Source organism: Acinetobacter courvalinii (assembly GCF_014635545.1).
Taxonomy (GTDB): Bacteria; Pseudomonadota; Gammaproteobacteria; order Pseudomonadales; family Moraxellaceae; genus Acinetobacter; species Acinetobacter courvalinii.
Genome location: NZ_BMDA01000001.1, coordinates 1,032,179 through 1,050,106, shown reverse-complemented (window position 1 = coordinate 1,050,106; position 17,928 = coordinate 1,032,179). Strand labels below are relative to the sequence as shown.

The window sequence follows — 17,928 nt, the reverse complement described above, 5'->3', positions numbered from 1 at the left end:
ACATTTTATTATTACTATCCATTTCAACTAATATTTAGGTTGAAATTAAGTGAAACTTAAACCATTACTTTTACCAGCCCTTATTTCATTGCTTGTTGGTTGCGGAAGCGACAATGATTCCGCTAATAATAACCAGCCATCCCCACAACCCAAACCACCAACAACAGAACCTCCGATTTCCTCTCCCAACCCACAGCCCGGAGAATTATTAGAACCGGGTGCAAACGGTGATATTCGTCAGTTTGGTGGTGCAACCCGCTTAAAACAAGAACGTACCCAAGCTTTAAAAAATTCTTTAAGTGACAAGACCGTAAAAAATATTATTCTGTTTATTGGCGATGGCACCAGTGATTCCGAGATTACCTCAGCCAGAAACTATGCCGAAGGCGCTGCGGGTTATTTTAAAGGTTTAGATGTTCTCCCTTTTACCGGAAGTTATACCACCTATGCACTGGATAAGAATGGTGCGATTGATTATGTAACAGACTCGGCAGCTTCAGCGACAGCATGGGCTTCAGGTGTTAAAACTTATAATAATGCGCTTGGCGTAGATATTTATCAAAAACACCATGCAACTATCTTGGAACTTGCGAAAAAAGCTGGTTTTGCGACAGGTAATGTCACGACGACTGAACTACAAGATGCAACTCCAGCTGCTTTGGTCTCTCATATCAGCGCACGTAAGTGTTATGGACCAAATGAAACCAGCAAACGTTGTCCTGAAAGTGCGCTTGAGCAAGGTGGATTAGGCTCAATTACCGAACAGCTTTTAACAACTCGAGCAGATGTGACTTTAGGCGGCGGTAAGAAAACATTCTATGAAGTAGCAAAAGCAGGTCCTTTCCAAGGTAAGACATTACTTGAACGCGCAAAATTAGAAAATTATCGTATCGTTGAAGATCTGAACTCGTTAAAAGCCGTTGATAGCGCCAATCAAAACCAGCCTTTACTCGGTTTATTTGCAAATGGCAACCTTCCTGTGATCTGGACAGGTCCAACAACTCAATTGAATGGACATAAAAAAGAAGCGGAAAGTTGTAGAGATAATCCTGAATTTACGGCATCTACACCACGCTTGGCACAAATGACTGATAAAGCAATTGAACTGCTTAAACCAAATCCTAAAGGTTTCTTCTTACAAGTTGAAAGTGGTTCAATTGATAAAAGAAATCACGCTGCTGATCCATGCGGTCAGATTGGTGAAACCGTACAACTCGATGAAGCGATTCAGGTTGCTTTAAAATTTGCAAAACAACATGGTGATACCCTGATTATTGTTACAGGTGATCATGCGCATACCAGTCAAATTATTCCAATAGATGGTGACAGCCCGGGTCAAACGGCGGCGCTTAAAACTAAAGATGGCGTCGCAATGGCAATCAACTACGGTACTGCACCTGAAGGTAAGAGCCAGCATCATACAGGTGCCCAAGTTCGTACAGCCGCTTATGGCCCGCGTGCTGCCAATGTATCAGGTTTACTCGATCAAACTGATTTATTCTTCATTATGAGAGATGCTTTAGGCATTAAATAAAATTTAACACGACAGCAGCCTTTCGAGGCTGCTGTTATTTACATGAAATAGATAATTTTAAAATTCATTCATTTACTCGGATGCTATACTCAAAATAAATAATGTTATTCCACTTCTTGAATGTCTCTAAAATATCAAATTCCGACCTTACTTATTTATTCCCGAGTCGTTCTCGGTTTTCTTATCGTCGCAGTGACGTTATTCCAACCGGAATTTTATCCGATCTATACCGTCATTTTTCTCACAATGGGTCTGCTTAGCGATATCTTCGATGGCATACTTGCCCGACATCTCGGGGTTTCAAATGAGCGCTTACGCCGACTTGATTCCAATGTTGATCAAATCTTTTTTATTTGTGCAATCGTTTCAATTTACCTGCAACAATCAGCTTTTTTCCAACAGCATCTCTATCCAATCATTATTTTAGTTGCATCTGAAATTGCAATTTATGTGGTCAGTTTCATTAAATTTCGCAAGGAAGTTGCCACCCATAGTCTCGGTGCCAAAATCTGGACTTTATTTTTATTTGCACTGTTGGTACAAGTGACGCTAACAGGACATTCTCATATTCTATTCCTGATCGTATTCTGGTTAGGAATTCTGACCCGTGCGGAAATCATTGCCATCATCCTTGTGCTGAAACACTGGCAGAATGATGTTCCAAACCTTAAACAGGCTTGGCGTATCCGAAAAGGTTTAGCTGTGCAACATAACCGCTTTTTTAACGGTTAGTCCTTTTTATAGTACCAACCTGGTAATTGAATTTGCTTCAGTTGCTGACGATGGATCAGATAATTTTCATCATATTTGGCAACTTCATTCCAGAATGCCGCACTATGATCAAAATATTTTGTATGTGCTAATTCATGCACGCACACAGCTCGGACATTGTGTTCAGGCATCAGCGCTAATGCGGCACTGAGCATAATGCCATGTTTGGAACTACAACTCCCCCAACGGGTTTTCGGATTTCGAATACTACAAGATTGATAAGCCAAGCCGATTTCCTGACTGACCTGATCCAGATAATCAGGTAAAAATTGCTTGGCATAAGCAATGACGGCTGCCTGTAACGCTTTCTCCGACGCCATATCTCGTATAAAGATCGTTTGCTGTTCCCAATCAAACTTAAAAATATGTCGTTGTGTTTGTCGAATGATCTGAAACGGTTGAGAATGAAAAAATAATGAAAGTTGCTCAGGCAAATCCACGTTCAGACTAAATTGTTTTTGTTGTCTACTCCAAGTTTCAACCAGCCATTGCTCAGAATGAGTTAAAAACTGCTGGATCTGTTTTTTACTGCAAAATAGCGGAACCGTTAAACGAATACCTGTGGGCTCCACACGCAAGCGCAGATTCCTCGCCCTTGCATGTCGAACCACCTTAATTTCAGGTAATAACGTTTCTAATGAAACTGCCTGCATTATTGTGCAGTACGCTCTTCGATACCATTATTGGTTGCAACAATCGCAATGCTTGCTGCATTTAATGCAAAGATACCGTTCGTGACAACACCAGGAATGTCATTAATGGTTTTTTCCAGTTCAAGTGCATTAAGAATGTTTAAGTTAAATACATCCAGAATCACGTTACCGTTATCTGTTACCACGCCTTCACGGTAAACCGGATCACCGCCTAAAGCGACGATTTTACGTGCTACAGCAGAACGTGCCATTGGAATCACTTCAACAGGAAGTGGAAAATCACGACCCAACTGGTCGACCCATTTTGAATCATCAACGATACATACAAATTTCTTTGCGATCGAAGCAACGATTTTTTCACGGGTTAATGCAGCGCCGCCGCCTTTAATCATATGCATATGACGGTCGATTTCGTCAGCACCGTCCACATAGGCATCCAGGCCACCTACCGAATTCATATCCACAACTTCAATACCGAGCTTCTTCAAACGCTCAGCGGTTGCATTGGAACTAGCGACAGCTGCTTCTAATTGCAATTCAGGCAATAAATCAATTAAAAAATTAACGGTACTTCCTGTTCCTACGCCCAAAATGCCGCCTTTAGGCAAATGTTTCAAAGCTGCTTTTGCCGCAGCTTGTTTTTTTTCATCTTGGGTTGCATATAGACTCATGACTTCACTCAACTATTTTGACATTTGCTGCAAGAAAACAGCGCAAATGCACAGGGGTTTGCTACAATGATCGTCTATTTTAAACTGTTATAGGGAAGAAGAACATGCTGTCTCGTGTGGTACGACAAATTTTACAAGCAACGGTTTATGATGTTGCAATTGAAACACCGCTTGAAGCAGCTCCACGAATTAGTCAAAAAATTAATAATAACATTCGATTTAAGCGTGAAGATTTACAACCTGTGTTCTCTTTCAAACTCCGCGGTGCTTATAACCGTATCAGCCAGCTTCCTAAAGACCAGCTTGATCGTGGTGTTATTTGTGCATCCGCAGGTAACCATGCGCAAGGCGTGGCATTGTCTGGAAAAAAATTAGGTATTCCTGCGATTATCGTTATGCCAAGCACGACACCTGATATTAAAGTCCAGGCTGTTAAACGCTTGGGCGGTCAAGTGGTGTTATACGGCGATAGCTTTGATGTTGCCAATAAATATGCAAAACAACGTGCGGAAGATGAAGGACTGGTTTTCATTCCGCCTTATGACGATGAGCTGGTGATTGCCGGTCAAGGCACAATTGCCAATGAATTACTGCGCCAATGGCGTGATGTTGAATATGTTTTCGTTGCTGTTGGTGGTGGCGGACTCATTGCGGGCGTTGCGGCCTATCTCGGTGAAGTCGCACCACATGTCAAAGTAATTGGTGTTGAATACGAAGAATCAGCATGTTTAAAAGCGGCACTCGAATCCAATGAACGCGTGGTATTGCCGCATGTAGGTCTATTTGCTGACGGTACAGCGGTCGCTCAAATTGGTGAATTACCTTTTGATGTGATCCGTTTACGTAAATCGGATAATTCAGGCCCAATCGTTGAACCTGATATCGTAACGGTTGATACAGATGAAATCTGTGCTGCCATTAAAGATACCTATGATGAAAATCGTAGTATTGTCGAACCGTCCGGTGCAATGGCCTTGGCTGGCATCAAGAAATATGTTGCAGAGCATCAATTGACTGATAAAAACATGGTCTCGATTGTATGTGGCGCCAACATGAACTTTGATCGTTTACGTTATATCGCAGAACGTACCGAGCTAGGTGAACGCCGTGAAGCAATTTATGCCGTGACGATTCCTGAACAAAAAGGTGCATTCCTCAACTTCTGTCGCGCATTGCAAGGTCGTAACATTACTGAGTTTAACTATCGCGCGAGCTCAAGCAATCTGGCGCAAGTCTTTGTCGGCATCAGCCTCAAAGGTGGCGAAACCGAACGCCATGAAATTCATGAGATGTTGAAACAGCAATATGAGGTCGATGATCTGTCTGATGATGAAGTGGCAAAACTGCATATCCGTTATCTGATTGGCGGTCATGCCAATATTGAAAATGAGCGTTTGTTCCGTGTTGAGTTCCCGGAACGTCCAGGTGCACTACTCACCTTCCTTGAACGTTTAGGCCCAACCCATAACATCACCCTGTTCCATTACCGTAATCACGGTGCAGCAGAAGGTCGCGTACTGGTCGGTCTGGAAGCCACGGATGCCAAACAGAATCCCGATGGTCTGATTGAAACACTGGAACAGATCACTTATCCATATGCCGAAATCAGTAACAATATTGGTTATCAACGCTTCCTTAAATAAGCAATTTAATGACTTAAAGCCGGCTTGATGTCGGCTTTATTTTTTCGTCTCTGTTGATGGGTTGCGCGACAACAACACAAAATCATTACAAACGGAAAACCATTCCATTTTAAAATGAACAAAAAGACATTTTTATCATTTAGTTAAGGACAGTTATGGCACAGTTTGCAGTCATTGGTTTAGGCAGTTTTGGGGCAACTGTTGCGTTAGAACTCACCCAACTGAAACATGATGTCATCGGGATCGATACCATCAAGCGCAATGTGGAAAATCTGGCAGATCGTATTACACATGCAGTGATTGCCGATGCTACAGATGAGCATGTTCTGGAAGAACTGAATATACAAAATTGCGATGCCGTGGTCGTTGCCATTGGCGAAGATATTGAGGCCAGCATTCTTTGCGTACTCAACCTGAAAAATTTAGGCGTCGAGAAAATTCTGGTGAAGGCCAAGACCAAGGCCCATCATACGATTCTTTCCCATTTAAATGTCAGTAAGATTATTCATCCAGAAGAAGACATGGGGGTTCGTGTTGCTCAGGCATTAAACTATCCAATGGTGAGCCGCTATATGGCACTGGATGACGATCATTATATTGTCAAAGTTCCAGTCAATGAAAAGCTCAATAATGTCAATTTATCAGGGATTTTGAAGCAAGAGCCCAATATCAAACTGTTATTACTCAAACGCGATCAACAGATTTTTTATGACACTGATCCAAATTTCACCTTAAAAACAGATGATGTACTGATTTTGGAAGGCTCGCTTAGCCACCTCAGAAAACTTTCAGGATGTTTTGCATAACATGGCATTGAAAATAAACTCCCAAAAAATTTTTAATCTGAGCCCACCTTCTTTGCTGGCGATCGGTTTTTTAAGTTTTATTGTCATTGGCACATTATTACTGAAACTCCCGATTGCCAACAAAGGCAACGTGAGCTGGATGGATGCCTTATTTACTGCGACATCAGCGGTGACCATTACCGGTTTGTCCGTAGTGAATCTAAATGAGTCATTCAATCATTTTGGGCAGTTTATTATTCTGTTATTGATTCAGTCTGGTGGTTTGGGTTTTATGACCTTTGCCATTCTAGCCGCATTGAGTCTGGCTCCGAAGCTTGGTCTTAAACAGCAAATGATGGCACAGGACAGCCTTGGCCAAACCAGCCTGTCTAAAGTCACTTTTGTCGCCAAAGGCGTAGTGTTATATACCCTATTGTTTGAGTTGATTGGTGTTGTGATTTTAACCGCCTCGTTTGCACCAATGTACGGATTTGCCCGCGGGCTTTATTACGCTATCTTTTACAGCGTGTCTGCCTTTAATAATGCTGGCTTTTCCTTATTCGACAACAGTCTGATTAATTTCCAGAGCCATTACCTGATCTGTTTAACCATTAGCCTGCTGTATACCTTAGGCGGGATTGGTTTTCTGGTCTTAATTGATGTTAAACAGAATAAGCGCTGGAGCAAACTGACACCAAACAGCAAACTGATCCTGAGTACCATCGCGATTCTGAATCTGGTCGCGTTTATCCTGATCTGGTTATTAGAGTCCAATAATCCGCTGACACTCGGCTCGATGAGCTTGGGTGAACAAGCCATGAATGCCTGGTTTCAGGCCACCGTTCCCCGATCTTCTGGGTTTAATACCATCGATACTGGCGCAATGGAACATAGTACAGCCTTACTGACCATGTTATTGATGTTTATTGGTGGTGGCTCTCTGAGTACTGCAGGTGGCATTAAAGTCGGTACGTTTGTGATCCTGTTGCTGTGCGTGCTTTCTTTTTTACGGCGTAACGAAGAAATCCGGATCTTTAATCATTCCGTTTCAGCAGAAACAACCTATAAAGCACTTGCTGTGACGGCAATTACAGGCATGCTGGTGTTTGTAGGTTGCTTTATCATTTTCTTGCTTGAACCAAAACTGGATGTACTGGACCTGATGTTTGAAGTGGTTTCTGCCGCCTGTACTGTCGGTTTATCACGTGGCGCCACAAGCCAGTTACATGACGGCAGTTTGTTTGTACTGAGTCTATTGATGTTTACAGGTCGATTGGGGCCTTTAACCCTTGCCTATTTGATTGCAACACCGAAAAAGAGCCGTTTAAAACATGCCAATGCCAATATTCAGATTGGATAAGCATGAGTAGGCTGCTCAATTACGATCACCTGCTGACAGATGCCATCAGCTTGGCGTTGTTGTTCGAATACGGCTTTAGACATCACATCAAAATGATCACAGAAACTGACTTCCTGTTCATCAATTGAATACAGCAAGGACTGGTTGCCCACTCCTTGCAAGGTGTCGTAAAACACAATCACAAAATGACCACGTTCAAAAGCATGCTGAATTTCAGCATATGTTAAGGCAGCCTCAACAGGAATACCGAGACGCTGTGCCTCAACATAATACTGCTCTTCATTTTTATCGATATTGGGATCAGGTGCACTATAAAAAGAGACGGTATAATCTAATTTTTTCATAGCTACAGCCAACGCAATCGTGAATGTGCCATCTATACGATCATGACCACACAGTTGGATCAGGTCAGCAATATCAATATGAGTTTGATATTGCTTTAAGATCAGCCATAGGGCAAACACCCCACAATTTGCTTCAAGCTGTAATAAGGGTTCTGGAATATGTAAACTCATTTAATACCAGTTCATCAAAGAAACACCCAAGCCCGCATAGGTTGCACGATGGTTGTAATCAATCAGACTTTCACCATAACCGTCAAATAGTTGCAAATGACCACGCAACTTCCCTGTGATCGGGAATGCCCAGTCAAACTGCACCGCACCGTGTGAACGATCACCACCTTTTAAGGAGTGACGCAACATCAGAGAAAAGTCGTTATCGCCCTTCCGGTAAAATGCGGTTAAATCGCCACGACCAATATAATCTTTAATATCCGGGTTATTGTCATCTTTAGCATCTTCTTCAACGCGATACCAAGGACGCAACATCAGTGCAAAGTTATCTTTTTCAAAACCAAGATTAAAAATCACACGGTTCCAGCTCCGCGATAACGGATCAGAACGGCCATTGGACTGGTGATTCAAGGTCACCCCAAGCAAGCGCGCATTCAGACCCAAAATTTCATAATTGGTTCTAAACATCAAGCTGGCTTCAGGCTCGTAATTGGTCTCACGGAAAGGTCGCGACTCATCCGAATTATAGACTTGCCAACGTGAGGACTGGGTATAGCCTAACCAGAGATCGCCATTATCGCCAAAGATATTTTCCCAGGCCTTGGTCTTGAATGAGATCTGAAACTTGGCTTCGCTCGAAGTGAGTTCTTGCTTGTCTTTGACCGTATTTTCAGGATTTGGACTACTCGGAAATTCATTTTTGTCGCTGGTCCAGAATACAGGCAACAAATACACAGGTTGATAGGCACGGATATTCCATGTACCCAACTTGCTGTCTTCTGAGAGTTCCCAACGGCGATCCAGCAAAGAGACATTCGGATCAAACTTTGGCGCAGCGCCCAAAATATGCAGATCACTCACCTTCTGAACCACTTTTTCTTTTAAAGATTCAGGTTGAGCTCTCACCGTACTGGCTGCAGCTGGTGCGGCCGCCACAGCGACCGCGGGTTCTGGCGCCTGCAGTTGTGACTGGATCACCACCGGTGCCTTAAAAAGTGCATCATAACATGCCAGACGCTCAGCATTTGAAGCCAAGGCCACACACGCATCCGCGGTTGCAGGACTGGCAGGTGCAGTCGCTTCCGCGTGTGCCAGCGATGTAGTCAAGCCAAGTATCGTCAGGACACTTAGCTCCAGATAACTACGCTCAAAAGATTTGAACGCCATAGATTTCTCCAATTTTTCTTTTAATTGACTTGCTTGATGCTAAACCCAAGTTTCTGCAATTCTTCACGTTTCGCAAATGGCGCCACCACAGCTTTCACAGGTTTTTGAGCCAATAAGTACTGTTTGGCAACGCGTTGTAAATCATCCAGATTCACATTTAACAAACGTTCACGCAAAATCTTGCGGAATTTTGGCGTACGTGCATGTAGCAATGCATAACATGCCGTAATTGCTTCACCCGCCGGAGAACCAGGTTTATCCATACTTGCAACTAAGCCCAGAATCGCTTCTTCAAGTTGATGTGGCTGTTGCTCGGTATTGATTAACCATTGCACACTGGCTTCAAAATCATTAAACGTTTCAGCTAAGCGTGGATCACGGTAGCTATAGAAACGGAACGAACATGCGTTACCATCATAGCTTGCACCACCGCCATAGGCACCGCCTTTTTCACGAATGGCACTATGCAGGAAGCCATTGCGTAAATAAGCAGCTAACACCATTAATGGTGCAGCATCCGGGTGTGCAACATCCACAGCCTGATAGGCTGACGCGCAGAATTGAACATTGGCTTGAATCAACCAGGCTTCATCGTCTGAAGTATTGACCTGTTCAACTGCCGTTAAACTTACAGGTGCCTGATCAACAGCCAGTTTGTCCCAGACATTTTGCACTTCTTCAACCAAACGGTCTGATTGATGTTCTTCACAGACCAATAGGAATTGTTTAGGCGCTTGTAGTAACTTGCGGTGAATCGCCTGCAACTCGCCAATCAATGCTTGATAAGCTGCATCATCCTGATCAATTTTGGTCACCAAGTCACTGAGCCAGTTTAATGCACCCAAGCCGGTGTTATGATAATCACGGCGCGCCAAGGCACTCATTTGTCGAGAAGCAGCCTGCATCGCATAGCTATGACCAGAACCAGACAAACGTGACTGCCAACGCGTTTTACGCTGCTGTAATAATTCAATAATGCGATCTTTTTCATCAAAACGGAGCTGCTCAAAAGCAAGTTTCAATAATTGAATGGCATCCAGTTTTTGTGTTAACGATTTGGTAGTTAAAGTGAGCCATGCACTGATCCGGTCTTTGTCGTCGACCTTACTGCGCAAAGAAGCGCCCATGCCCAAACCGCCACTGACGGCTGTCTGAATCTGCTGGAATTCAAGATAATCATATTCACCAGCACCGACCTCACCCATCAGGATAGACAGCAAGTTGAAGTAAGGTGACTGAACAATCTCATCCGGGATCTGAATCAATACCTGTTGATAGTAAATCCCATTGGTACCCGCATGATATAGGTTTAATGGGGTATCCAGACCATTACAGATAATTTCACGCAACTGGCCTTGAACGATCTGCAACTCGGCCGGGACATCTTCCAGACCGACTTTTGGTAGTAGCTCAAGATTATCGGGGGTATCCTGACGCTGTTTTAATGCTGCGGTTTTTTCTTCAATCTCGACTTTCTGTGCATCGGTTAAAGTTGCAGTAATGTCAGCCAGTCGCGCCTGTTCTGCCTGTTGCTCTTTCACCGATTTGGTTGCATCCGGAACCAAGGTCATTTGTACACGGTGCAGATTATCCAGCAAGTGCGTTTGAATCAGGTTTGATAACCACATCGGGTCTTTCAACTCTTCTTTGACTTGTTCAATCGCAGAATCCACGTCCCAGACATGCACCGGATCACTATGGTGAATGGCACTGCCCAATCCATTTAAGATCAGGCTGAGTCCATACGGCGTACCATCACCATTAATTTCACGTTGATGTAATTCGATTTGATGCAGGATGGCATCGACAAAATCAGTATCAACCGGCTTGGAAGCCACCTCTTTCAGAATATCCAGAATGCCATTTTTAAAGGTTTCTGCATGTTCAGCATTTGAACCTTGAACACCACAATAGAAGGTCATTTCAAAATTGCTGTCATCAACGCCCATTAAAGGACCTGTTGATTGTGCATAACCACAGGTTTCCAGATAGTGACGTAATGGCGAAGCCGAATTTTCTAATAAAATCCCTTCAACCAGACGCATCCCTAGACGTAGTTTGGTATCACTGGTTTCAGGCAACAACCATGACATCACATGGTAGGTTTTATCTTTTAGGTCTTCACTATCAACCGCATAGCTTTCAGTTACTTCGACTGGAGCCGTTAAACGCTTCTCAGGTTTTGAGTATAAGGTTGTACCTTGAGAAAATTTATGTAATGCCAACGTCTCAAACTGTTCTTGCAGGTCATATGCACTTTGGTTACCAAAGGTCATGAATACGGCATTACTTGGGTGATAATGGGTTTTATAGAAATCAACCAGTTGCTCATAGCTTAAATCTGGAATGTCTTTCGGATCACCACCAGAGTTATAGTGATAAGTTGTTTCCGGGAACAAATGGTGCGCAAGTTGATGATAGAGCTGATCGGTTGGAGAGCTCATCGCGCCTTTCATTTCATTAAAGACCACACCTTTGTAAACCGCCTGATCATTTTCAAGCTCGATGCGGATCCCTTCTTGAGCAAAGTCTAAAGGGTTCAGATTGGCAGCAAAAGCGGCATCTAAATAAACAGACAGTAAGTTTTGAAAATCTTTTTTGTTTTGGGTTGCAAAAGGATAAGCGGTCCAGTCTGCCGCAGTAAAAGCATTCATGAAAGTATTCAGCGAACGACGGATCATCAGGAAAAACGGATCGCGTACCGGAAACTTCTCGGAACCACATAATGCGGTATGCTCTAAAATATGTGCCGTTCCTTTTGAATCCATAGGCTGGGTTCTAAATGCCACCAAGAATACATTTTCATCGTGATTGGTGGCCAAATGATAGTGAACTGCACCAGTTACTTTATGCTTATATTCTGAAACTTGAATATCGAGTGCTTCTACATGGTGTTGACGTAATAGCTGAAACGCGGGATGAATAGTTTGGGTAATGCTTTCAGTAACATCTACAGTCATGTGATCTCCAATTTATCTCTATTAAATCATTACGATTGATTATAGAGAGTCTACCGAAGAATACGTATCGATATCCATGTAAATTACTCTATTTTTGTAGAAAAATGCAGCGCCTAAGCGAAAACAGCATTTCCTAAAATCTTCTAGAAATTACCCTGTGCTATTCCAACAGATTGATCACCCTGACTTTAATAGGAATCAGCGGCTGGTGCAGTATCTGTGAATAGATTAAGTCACTCAAAATAAGCCATTATTTATGATTGGCTCTACTCCTAGAAAGATAGATCGGTTCTCTTGAAGCCAATCTTGCTCATCTGATTATCTTGATTTGACTGTAATGCCACGATTTGCTGAATTTTCTTCAACAAACTATTGTAATCCTGAGCATTGGTGTAAACTTTGCTTTTTGATTTTTACTGTGATGACAAACATGGCAACTGTTGATCTTTTTGCAATTGGTAATGCACTCATTGACCAGGAATTTAAGGTTTCAAATGAGTTTCTAACGCAACAAGGATTGCCAAAAGGCACAATGCATTTAGCCGATGGCGAAACACAGGCAAATTTATATCAAAAATTACAAGCGACCCAAAGCTATAAAGGCCAAGCCAGTGGCGGTTCGGCAGCGAACACCAGCGTTGCTTTTAGTGCTTTAGGCGGTACTGCATTTTATGGTTGCCGTGTCGGTAACGATGACCTTGGTTCAATCTATTTAAGCGGTTTAAACGAAGCAGGTATCCAAACAGCCACCCAATCTATCAGTGAAGGCGTAACAGGCACTTGTATGGTACTGATTAGCCCAGATTCTGAACGCACCATGCAAACTTATCTCGGTATTACTGCTGAACTGACCGCTGAACAGATTGACTTTGAACCGTTAAAAACAGCGAAATGGTTATATATCGAAGGTTATTTATCGACCAGTGATTCGGCACGCATCGCCGTAAAGCAGGCACGCGCGCTGGCCAAAGCACACGGTGTTAAAATTGCCCTGTCGCTTTCTGATCCTGCAATGGTGCAATATGCACGATCAGGTCTGGAAGAACTACTCGATGATGGCGTTGACTTGCTGTTCTGTAACGAACAGGAAGCACTGATGTTCACCGAGACAGAAAATCTTGAAGCTGCAATCGAAATGCTGAAATTAAAAAACCAGCAGCTTGTGATCACGCAAGGAGCCAAAGGTGCAGTGATTGTAGATGCAGCCCATCAGTTCCATGTCAATGGCCGTGCAGTGGAAGCCGTCGATACTAACGGCGCGGGTGATGCATTCTCAGGTGCGTTCCTGTATGCAATTAATGCAGGTTTAAGCTTGGAAGCTGCCGCTCAACTTGCTATTTTAATCTCTAGCGAAGTTGTAGCACAATTTGGTCCACGTCTAAGTGTCGAAAACTACGCAGAACTTTTAGAACAATTTAAAAAAGCTCAACAGGAATGTGCTTAACATGGAAAAGATTTGCATGACTGAAGAAGTCCCGGAGCGTGAGTCTCGTGCATACGATACGATGAAAGGGACCACCATTTTCATTACTCAAAAAGATGGCAGTTTTTATGCCTATCAGAATGTTTGCCCGCATTTGCAAACAGAACTTGAGTTTTTGGAAAACCAGTTTCTGGATCAGGATCGCGAATATATCCAGTGTTCTACTCACGGTGCATTATTTTCTGTCGAGACAGGTGAATGTATTTCAGGTCCCTGTCTGGGTGAATTTCTTGAAAAAGTAAATCTGGAAGTGCACTCGGATGGTGGTATCTATATTGATTGATGCTTAAATCATGAATTCTGCAATGACTGAGTTTTTTCTCAACTACTACCTGATGCCATTTCATATGAGCGTCGTGGCTTTGATTGTGCTCAGCATTGCAGAAACCATTGGTATCTTTATTGGTTTACGTCCAAGTCATCTGGTGAAGAAACTGACACCGGAATGGTTACTGCACTCACCTTTGCTGGATGTAAAGTTTTCCAAATACCTGATTTTTGTTTTCTTACTGATTAACTTTAGTTTTGCAGGCTATTTTCTGGAACTGTCGTTCTTCGCCTTACAACATTACTTTATTTCACCCTATTATTTATTTGTTCCTGCGCTGGTCATCGACATCTTCTTTACCGTGTTTATGATTCACTGTCTGGATCAGGTCATTAAACCCAAAGTCATCCATACCCATACCAATCTGGTGGGCCGGCTCGCAACGATCTCAACAGGTAATGCCCGTCCAGGTTTTTCAGCTCAGGCGCGTGTTCGTGATGAATTCGGACAACTGTATTATGTACAGGTTGAACCCGAATACGGCGAACTTGAATTGCAGTCACAAGTGTTGCTGATCAGTCAAAAATCAAATTCGCACTATCTTGCCAAGAAGATTTCGCTTTCCAATAATCTGTTTACTCCAGACTAAAACTCCCCCGATAACGTTTAAAACGAACTTTAAGCGCAAACCAAACACATTGTTACAAAAGTACACAATAAAAAGTTTAGATTTGTACCTTCCTTTTTTAAATGATTCGTGATCTAGAAATCCAAAAAAAACAAAAGTGATGTTGATCACATTTTTGCAAATAAATCCAAGCTAAATACTAGGTTTTATAAAAATGAGATCGTAAAAATATTTTAAATTGATCACTAAAATGATAAGCCTATGTATATATTATATATTTTATATTCATACTATTTTAGTTGGTTTAATTTTTATTTAATTTATTTTAAATCATAGCTTTTTAATCAGGTTTAATATTATAAATACAACTGTTTTAATCAGATTTAAAAGTTAATTCCAATTATTTTAGTCGGTTAAATAAAATATTTTAATTTTTAATCAAAAATAAATATAAGTTATTGTTTTTAATATACTATTTAAAATAAATTATTTTAAAATACTTAAAGGTTTATTTTTAATACTTTTTATTTAATAATGTTTTACATCTTTTAAAATGTGTATGAGGCTAAGTTCTATGAACACGAGTTCTCAAGATCCAAATCGGCGGCTCATCCGAGAAATCACGATTATTCTTATTATTAAAGTTGTACTTCTCTTGGTGATTAAACACATCTGGTTTGACGCCCCTACGATTCCAAAAGATTTTAACAATGAAGTTGCCGAGCGTATTGCTGGTGACATGTCTAAAACTCAGGAGACACGTTGATGATTTCTGAAAGCGTGGTCGATCTTTCGCGGTTCCAATTTGCAATGACCGCAATGTATCACTTTCTTTTCGTCCCTCTTACTTTAGGTCTGGCTTTTATCCTTGCCATTATGGAAACCACCTATGTGATTTCTGGCAAGGAAATCTATAAGGACATGACCAAATTCTGGGGGAAACTCTTCGGGATTAACTTTGCCCTAGGTGTAACCACTGGTCTGACCATGGAATTCCAGTTTGGGACCAACTGGGCCTATTATTCTCACTATGTCGGCGATATTTTCGGTGCCCCGCTTGCCATTGAAGGTTTGATGGCCTTCTTCCTTGAATCCACCTTTATCGGTTTGTTCTTCTTTGGATGGGATCGCCTGTCTAAAGTCCAGCATTTAGGTGTGACTTGGCTGGTTGCAATTGGTTCGAATATGTCTGCCTTATGGATTCTGATCGCCAATGGTTGGATGCAAAACCCGGTCGGTGCTGCATTTAACTACGAAACCATGCGTATGGAATTGGTGGACTTCGGTGCGTTGATCTTCAACCCGGTTGCTCAGGTGAAGTTTGTGCATACCGTTTCAGCGGGTTATGTCACAGGTGCGATCTTCGTCCTTGCGATCTCGAGCTACTACCTATTAAAGAAACGTGACTTACCGTTTGCACGTCGTTCATTCGCGATTGCTGCCATCTTCGGTTTAGCGTCAACACTTTCTGTAATATTGCTTGGTGATGAATCAGGCTATGAACTCGGTGATGTTCAAAAAACCAAACTTGCTGCAATCGAAGCTGAATGGCATACCGAACCGGCACCTGCTGCATTTACCTTATTTGGTCTCCCAAATCAGCAGGAAATGCGTACCGATTATGCGATTAAAATTCCTTATGTGATGGGGATTATTGCTACGCGTTCTACAGACAAAGAAGTGACTGGTTTACGTGACTTGATGAAAGAACATGAAGTGCGTATCCGTAACGGTATGGTGGCTTATAGCGAGTTAGAAAAACTGCGTGCGGGTGACCGTTCTCCTGACTTATTGGCTTCATTTGAGAAAAATCAGAAAGACTTAGGTTATGGCCTACTCTTGAAAAAATATTCTCCAAATGTGGTTGATGCAACTGAAGAACATATCCAAGCCGCGACCAAAGATACTATTCCAAATGTCGCTGCTCTGTTCTTCTCCTTCCGTGCGATGGTGGCTTCTGGCTTCCTGATGTTATTGCTCTTCCTTTTAGCAACCTGGTCCGTGGCAAAACGGAATGCCGAAGATAAACCTTGGTTACTCAAATTTGCTTTGTTTGCTCTCCCGCTCCCATGGATTGCAGCTCAAACAGGTTGGTATGTAGCTGAAGGCGGTCGTCAACCGTGGTCGATTGGTGAAATCTTACCAACACACCTGTCTGCTTCAAGTATCAGTACAGGCGATGTATGGGGTTCAATTATTGCGCTGGCTGCGTTCTATACCGTACTGCTGATTATCGAAATGTACTTAATGATCAAATTTGCGCGTTTAGGTCCAAGTTCGTTACATACAGGTAAATATCACTTCGAAAAACTCGAAGCAAAAGCTGGGGAGGCTCAGTCATGATCGAATATGAACTCCTAAAAATTATCTGGTGGGTACTGGTTGGTGTTCTGCTGATTGGCTTTGCCCTCACCGACGGTTTCGATATGGGCTCAATGGCACTCATGCCATTCGTAGGTAAAACCGATTCTGAACGCCGTGCTGCAATCAATACGATTGCACCGCACTGGGATGGTAACCAGGTCTGGTTCATTACCGCTGGTGGTGCTTTATTTGCAGCCTGGCCAATGGTTTATGCCGTTGCCTTCTCCGGCATGTACTGGGCCTTGCTTCTGGTTTTATTTGCCCTGTTCCTGCGACCTGTCGGCTTCGACTATCGCTCTAAATTAGAGAATACCCAATGGCGTACTTCTTGGGATTGGGGGCTATGTATCGGTGGTGCAGTGCCTGCACTGGTGTTTGGTGTGGCATTCGGCAACCTGTTCCTCGGTGTACCCTTCAGCCTGGATGACACCTTACGTTCACAATATACAGGTAGCTTTTTTGCCCTATTAAATCCCTTTGCACTGATTTGCGGTATTGTCAGCTTATCGATGCTGTGTGCACACGGTGGCGCCTGGTTGATGCTACGTACCGATGGCGATTTACATAATCGTTCTGCCAAGGCAACACAAATCATGGCAATTGCTTTCCTTGTATGCTTCTTGGCTGCGGGTGCTTGGTTATTCTTCGGCAATATCTCTGGTTATAGCTATGCGACTGCGGTGAATACCAATGCTGCGCTGAATCCGCTTGCCAAAGAAGTGGTGACCAATGCCAATCATGGTTGGTTCAATAACTATGCCACTTATCCGATTACGATGGCTGCACCTATTGTTGCAATTTTAGGTGCGCTATTGGTCATCATTAGTGCAGGCAAACATAAAGCGGCTGCAAGTTTTACAGGCACAAGCTTAATGATTGTCGGTGCAATCCTGACTGCCGGTTTTGCATTATTTCCGTTCTTGTTACCATCAAGCATTGATCCAACATCAAGCTTGACCATGTGGGATGCTGTTTCCAGTCATAAAACCCTCGGGGTAATGACGGTTGCTGCATGTATCTTCGTACCTCTCATTTTGATCTATACCTCTTGGTCGTATTACAAAATGTGGGGCGTCATCACCAACAAACATATTGAAGAAAACTCACATAGTTTGTACTAATCAGG

Annotated in this window: 16 protein-coding genes; 11 read left to right on the top strand and 5 right to left on the bottom strand. The window is 42.7% G+C overall.

The features are described from left to right. Positions 1–49 precede the first annotated feature (49 nt). Together phoA and IEV39_RS04710 are read left to right on the top strand one after the other, a co-directional pair. Entirely contained in the window at positions 50–1,534 is a 1,485-nt protein-coding gene (gene phoA, locus IEV39_RS04715) for an alkaline phosphatase (protein ID WP_005286104.1), read from the top strand. Between the two features lie 120 nt (positions 1,535–1,654). Then, the gene (locus IEV39_RS04710) at positions 1,655–2,266 is read left to right on the top strand and encodes a CDP-alcohol phosphatidyltransferase family protein (protein ID WP_005286107.1); all 612 of its coding nucleotides are present in this window, start codon (positions 1,655–1,657) and stop codon (positions 2,264–2,266) included. Here IEV39_RS04710 and IEV39_RS04705 read toward each other — a convergent pair. Then, positions 2,263–2,958 (bottom strand): M48 family metallopeptidase, encoded by a 696-nt coding sequence (locus IEV39_RS04705; protein ID WP_005286110.1) that lies wholly within the window; start codon positions 2,956–2,958, stop codon positions 2,263–2,265. The genes IEV39_RS04710 and IEV39_RS04705 overlap by 4 nt on opposite strands. Continuing rightward, entirely contained in the window at positions 2,958–3,629 is a 672-nt protein-coding gene (rpiA, locus tag IEV39_RS04700; protein WP_004772412.1) for a ribose-5-phosphate isomerase RpiA, read from the bottom strand. Before rpiA ends, IEV39_RS04705 begins: the two co-directional genes overlap by 1 nt. A gap of 104 nt (positions 3,630–3,733) precedes the next feature. On the opposite strand from rpiA, the gene ilvA reads away from it, so the two are divergent. The 3 genes from ilvA to IEV39_RS04685 all read left to right on the top strand — a co-directional run bounded on the left by ilvA (position 3,734) and on the right by IEV39_RS04685 (position 7,417). Then, positions 3,734–5,272, top strand: coding sequence for a threonine ammonia-lyase, biosynthetic (gene ilvA / locus IEV39_RS04695; protein ID WP_005286113.1), 1,539 nt, complete (start codon positions 3,734–3,736; stop codon positions 5,270–5,272). Positions 5,273–5,427: 155 nt separating this feature from the next. Beyond that, positions 5,428–6,078: a potassium channel family protein gene (locus IEV39_RS04690; RefSeq protein WP_005286116.1), complete on the top strand. Its 651-nt coding sequence runs from the start codon at positions 5,428–5,430 to the stop codon at positions 6,076–6,078. A gap of 1 nt (position 6,079) precedes the next feature. Next, entirely contained in the window at positions 6,080–7,417 is a 1,338-nt protein-coding gene (locus IEV39_RS04685) for a TrkH family potassium uptake protein (protein WP_005230730.1), read from the top strand. Here IEV39_RS04685 and IEV39_RS04680 read toward each other — a convergent pair. Genes IEV39_RS04680 through IEV39_RS04670 form a run of 3 tightly spaced genes read right to left on the bottom strand, consistent with a single transcriptional unit; the run spans position 7,405 to position 12,059 of the window. After that, positions 7,405–7,932, bottom strand: coding sequence for a cysteine peptidase family C39 domain-containing protein (locus IEV39_RS04680; RefSeq protein ID WP_005286118.1), 528 nt, complete (start codon positions 7,930–7,932; stop codon positions 7,405–7,407). The genes IEV39_RS04685 and IEV39_RS04680 overlap by 13 nt on opposite strands. Further along, positions 7,933–9,099 carry a phospholipase A gene (locus IEV39_RS04675; RefSeq protein ID WP_005286121.1) on the bottom strand — a complete coding sequence of 389 codons (1,167 nt, stop codon included), beginning with the start codon at positions 9,097–9,099 and terminating at the stop codon, positions 7,933–7,935. Positions 9,100–9,119: 20 nt separating this feature from the next. Then, complete coding sequence (locus IEV39_RS04670; protein ID WP_005286124.1) at positions 9,120–12,059, bottom strand: insulinase family protein; 2,940 nt, start codon at positions 12,057–12,059, stop codon at positions 9,120–9,122. A 430-nt stretch (positions 12,060–12,489) separates the two neighbouring features. Between IEV39_RS04670 and IEV39_RS04665 the strand changes: the two genes are divergently transcribed. The 6 genes from IEV39_RS04665 to cydB all read left to right on the top strand — a co-directional run bounded on the left by IEV39_RS04665 (position 12,490) and on the right by cydB (position 17,923). Continuing rightward, on the top strand, positions 12,490–13,503 hold the full coding sequence (locus tag IEV39_RS04665; protein ID WP_005286128.1) for an adenosine kinase: 1,014 nt from the start codon (positions 12,490–12,492) through the stop codon (positions 13,501–13,503). A 16-nt stretch (positions 13,504–13,519) separates the two neighbouring features. Further along, positions 13,520–13,825: a Rieske (2Fe-2S) protein gene (locus tag IEV39_RS04660; protein WP_104021878.1), complete on the top strand. Its 306-nt coding sequence runs from the start codon at positions 13,520–13,522 to the stop codon at positions 13,823–13,825. A gap of 22 nt (positions 13,826–13,847) precedes the next feature. Continuing rightward, positions 13,848–14,459: an OB-fold-containig protein gene (locus IEV39_RS04655; RefSeq protein WP_005230735.1), complete on the top strand. Its 612-nt coding sequence runs from the start codon at positions 13,848–13,850 to the stop codon at positions 14,457–14,459. A gap of 553 nt (positions 14,460–15,012) precedes the next feature. Continuing rightward, the gene (gene cydP, locus IEV39_RS04650; protein ID WP_004806751.1) at positions 15,013–15,204 is read left to right on the top strand and encodes a cytochrome oxidase putative small subunit CydP; all 192 of its coding nucleotides are present in this window, start codon (positions 15,013–15,015) and stop codon (positions 15,202–15,204) included. Then, a complete protein-coding gene (locus IEV39_RS04645; protein ID WP_005230736.1) occupies positions 15,204–16,781 on the top strand; it encodes a cytochrome ubiquinol oxidase subunit I in 1,578 nt (525 codons plus the stop codon). The genes cydP and IEV39_RS04645 overlap by 1 nt, the downstream gene beginning before the upstream one ends. Then, on the top strand, positions 16,778–17,923 hold the full coding sequence (gene cydB, locus IEV39_RS04640; protein WP_005286132.1) for a cytochrome d ubiquinol oxidase subunit II: 1,146 nt from the start codon (positions 16,778–16,780) through the stop codon (positions 17,921–17,923). Before IEV39_RS04645 ends, cydB begins: the two co-directional genes overlap by 4 nt. Positions 17,924–17,928: the final 5 nt, after the last annotated feature.

Bases quoted from the DNA above. Each gene is read 5' to 3' on its own strand.
- IEV39_RS04710 (WP_005286107.1), top strand. From the start codon at position 1,655: ATGTCTCTAAAATATCAAATTCCGACCTTACTTATTTATTCCCGAGTC.
- IEV39_RS04705 (WP_005286110.1), bottom strand. From the start codon at position 2,958: ATGCAGGCAGTTTCATTAGAAACGTTATTACCTGAAATTAAGGTGGTT.
- rpiA (WP_004772412.1), bottom strand. From the start codon at position 3,629: ATGAGTCTATATGCAACCCAAGATGAAAAAAAACAAGCTGCGGCAAAA.
- ilvA (WP_005286113.1), top strand. From the start codon at position 3,734: ATGCTGTCTCGTGTGGTACGACAAATTTTACAAGCAACGGTTTATGAT.
- IEV39_RS04690 (WP_005286116.1), top strand. From the start codon at position 5,428: ATGGCACAGTTTGCAGTCATTGGTTTAGGCAGTTTTGGGGCAACTGTT.
- IEV39_RS04685 (WP_005230730.1), top strand. From the start codon at position 6,080: ATGGCATTGAAAATAAACTCCCAAAAAATTTTTAATCTGAGCCCACCT.
- IEV39_RS04680 (WP_005286118.1), bottom strand. From the start codon at position 7,932: ATGAGTTTACATATTCCAGAACCCTTATTACAGCTTGAAGCAAATTGT.
- IEV39_RS04675 (WP_005286121.1), bottom strand. From the start codon at position 9,099: ATGGCGTTCAAATCTTTTGAGCGTAGTTATCTGGAGCTAAGTGTCCTG.
- IEV39_RS04670 (WP_005286124.1), bottom strand. From the start codon at position 12,059: ATGACTGTAGATGTTACTGAAAGCATTACCCAAACTATTCATCCCGCG.
- IEV39_RS04665 (WP_005286128.1), top strand. From the start codon at position 12,490: ATGGCAACTGTTGATCTTTTTGCAATTGGTAATGCACTCATTGACCAG.
- IEV39_RS04660 (WP_104021878.1), top strand. From the start codon at position 13,520: ATGACTGAAGAAGTCCCGGAGCGTGAGTCTCGTGCATACGATACGATG.
- IEV39_RS04655 (WP_005230735.1), top strand. From the start codon at position 13,848: ATGACTGAGTTTTTTCTCAACTACTACCTGATGCCATTTCATATGAGC.
- cydP (WP_004806751.1), top strand. From the start codon at position 15,013: ATGAACACGAGTTCTCAAGATCCAAATCGGCGGCTCATCCGAGAAATC.
- IEV39_RS04645 (WP_005230736.1), top strand. From the start codon at position 15,204: ATGATTTCTGAAAGCGTGGTCGATCTTTCGCGGTTCCAATTTGCAATG.
- cydB (WP_005286132.1), top strand. From the start codon at position 16,778: ATGATCGAATATGAACTCCTAAAAATTATCTGGTGGGTACTGGTTGGT.